Raw genomic sequence first — 2,761 nt, 5'->3', positions numbered from 1 at the left:
CAAATAATATTTTAAAAACAACCCTTTGTTTCTGTTTTTATAAAACGGTAGGCAAAAGAAAAAAGCCGATACATAACGTATCGGCTTTCTGAGATTCAGTACCTAATCCCTACAATGTAAGTACTGATTCATTTTTGCTAAACATCTTTGTTTCGTGGTCATGCTTAGTGGTCGTGAGCTTCACCAGCACCCTTAGGGTAACGGATGTTTTCAACCATCTCTTGTACGTCTTGTGGTACTTCAGCAGTCACTTTGTTTACCGCAATTGAAACTACGAAGTTTAGACACATACCTAGTGTACCGATGCCTTCTGGGCTGATACCAAACCACCAGTTTTCAGGTGTGCTTGCTGCTGGGTTAATGAACTTGAAGTAGATGATGTAGCTTGCTGTGAAGGCAATACCTGTCAACATACCTGCAATCGCACCTTCCTTGTTCATCTTCTTGTAGAAGATACCTAGGATAATTGCTGGGAAGAAGGATGCTGCGGCTAAGCCGAAGGCAAACGCTACCACCTGAGCTACGAAGCCTGGTGGGTTAATACCCAAGTAACCTGCACCGATAATCGCGACCATTGCTGCCAAACGAGCGGCTAGTAGCTCCTGCTTGTCGGTCATGTTTGGTCTGAAGCCTTTCTTCAACAAGTCATGTGAAATCGATGTTGAGATAACCAATAGTAGACCAGCGGCTGTTGATAGTGCGGCTGCTAGGCCACCGGCTGCCAGTAGCGCAACAACCCAGTTTGGTAGTTTTGCTAGTTCTGGAGAAGCCAGTACGATGATGTCACGGTTAATCTTTATCTCGTTGCGCTCATCGCCCGAGTAGAACATTTTGCCATCGCCGTTCTTATCTTCCCAACCTACTAGACCAGTGCTTTCCCAGTTTTTGTACCAGCTAGGTGCGTCTGCTGCTGCGACACCTTGCATGTCTGGGCCGTTAATCGTTTCAATCATGTTTACACGAGCGAATGCTGCAACGCCTGGTGCTGTTGTGTATAGCAATGAGATGAACAGTAGTGCCCAACCTGCTGAGATACGAGCATCACGTACTTTCGGTACTGTGAAGAAACGGATGATTACGTGTGGAAGACCTGCAGTACCCACCATTAGAGCTGCACAGATGAAGAATACATCCACCATGCTCTTGTTACCTTCGGTATAGGCGGTAAATCCGAGCTCTTCAGTCAGTCCATCCAGTTTATCGAGTAGGTAAACGTCTGTGCCTGAAATCGTTGAACCCATACCAACTTGTGGAAGCGGGTTACCTGTCATCATGATTGACGTGAAGATTGCTGGAACAAGGAAGGCGAAAATGAGGACACAGAATTGAGCTACCTGCGTATAAGTGATGCCTTTCATGCCACCAAGTACTGCGTAGAAGAACACAATACCCATACCAATGATGATACCTAGGTTAATGTCGACCTCTAGGAAACGAGAGAATACTACGCCCACACCACGCATTTGACCTGCAACGTATGTGAATGATACGAAGATTGCACAGAATACCGCTACCATACGTGCTGTTTTCGAGTAGTAACGTTCGCCGATAAAATCAGGAACCGTAAACTGACCGAACTTACGTAGGTAAGGTGCTAAACATAGCGCAAGTAGTACATAACCACCTGTCCAGCCCATTAGGTAAACCGCACCGTCGTAACCAACGAATGAGATGATACCTGCCATTGAGATGAATGACGCTGCCGACATCCAGTCAGCGGCTGTCGCCATACCGTTTGCTACTGGGTGTACACCACCGCCCGCAACGTAGAATTCACTCGTAGACCCTGCGCGAGCCCAGATTGCGATGCCGATATACAGTGCGAAAGTGATACCGACGAGAATAAACGTCCAAGTTTGAATATCCATGTTCTAGCCTCTAGTCTTCCTGTACGTTGTATTTTTTGTCGAGCGCATTCATGCGGACAACGTAAATGAATATCAGCGCCACGAAGGTGTATATCGAACCTTGTTGAGCGAACCAAAAGCCGAGCTTAAACCCGCCAAACTGAATGGTGTTGAGGGCATCAACAAATAAGATGCCTGCGCCGTAAGACACTGCGAACCAGATCGCGAGCAGTGTTCCCATAATTCCCAAGTTTTCCTTCCAGTAGGCTTGAGCATGTTCCGTAGATTCGAACGCCATTGCCTTCTCCTTTATTCCGTTTCCGTAGAATGTCGTTGTGTTAACGTAATGTTACGATTTGAAATGTAGCAAGGATAAGTCAAGGGATCTGTGCAACTTTAGTCGGGACGGTATTAGCCCTAATCCACTGAAATATGGGAGTTAGGAGACAAAACCATATAAAAATGTGATGTTACAAGGTTGTTAAATTAGCCAAAGGTCTAACAAAAAGGGATGAATTAGTGAGGGAGTAATAAAATTTAACAACTAAATGACAGAGAATCATTATTTAGTCCTGCATATGACACGAAGGGAAATATAAGTTTGTTATAGTAATTACGCTGCTTTTAGAGCCCTTTTCTTGCTTAATAGCAGAAATTCGACATGCTTTAATCACGAGTTTTATTCTTTGGGGGAACGAATTGGACGCAATAACTATTAATCACTTATTTTTAACTGGTGCCGTGCTTATCGCCATCAGTGTGCTTTTCTCACAAGTGTCCTCACGATTGGGCGTTCCGATTCTTTTGATCTTTTTGTTTGTTGGTATGTTGGCGGGCGAAGATGGCCCCGGCGGCATCAATTTTGACGACTATTCATTAACTTACTTGGTGAGTAACCTCGCGCTTGCCGTGAT

The 2,761-nt window shown here is 45.1% G+C and carries 2 protein-coding genes and 1 pseudogene; 1 reads left to right on the top strand and 2 read right to left on the bottom strand.

Annotated elements, in window-relative coordinates; genetic code table 11:
- Positions 1–164: 164 nt before the first annotated feature.
- Positions 165–1,868: a sodium:solute symporter family protein gene (locus BCT81_RS15840; protein ID WP_102425053.1), complete on the bottom strand. Its 1,704-nt coding sequence runs from the start codon at positions 1,866–1,868 to the stop codon at positions 165–167.
- Between the two features lie 10 nt (positions 1,869–1,878).
- Positions 1,879–2,145 (bottom strand): DUF4212 domain-containing protein, encoded by a 267-nt coding sequence (locus tag BCT81_RS15835; protein ID WP_102425052.1) that lies wholly within the window; start codon positions 2,143–2,145, stop codon positions 1,879–1,881.
- Between the two features lie 401 nt (positions 2,146–2,546).
- On the opposite strand from BCT81_RS15835, the pseudogene cvrA reads away from it, so the two are divergent.
- Positions 2,547–2,761, top strand: a pseudogene (gene cvrA, locus BCT81_RS15830) (K+/H+ antiporter); the annotation flags it as partial.

The organism is Vibrio sp. 10N.261.52.A1, from assembly GCF_002876325.1.
GTDB lineage: Bacteria > Pseudomonadota > Gammaproteobacteria > Enterobacterales > Vibrionaceae > Vibrio > Vibrio chagasii.
The sequence above is the reverse complement of the archived record's forward strand: the minus strand, read 5'-3'. Positions and strand labels throughout refer to the sequence as shown.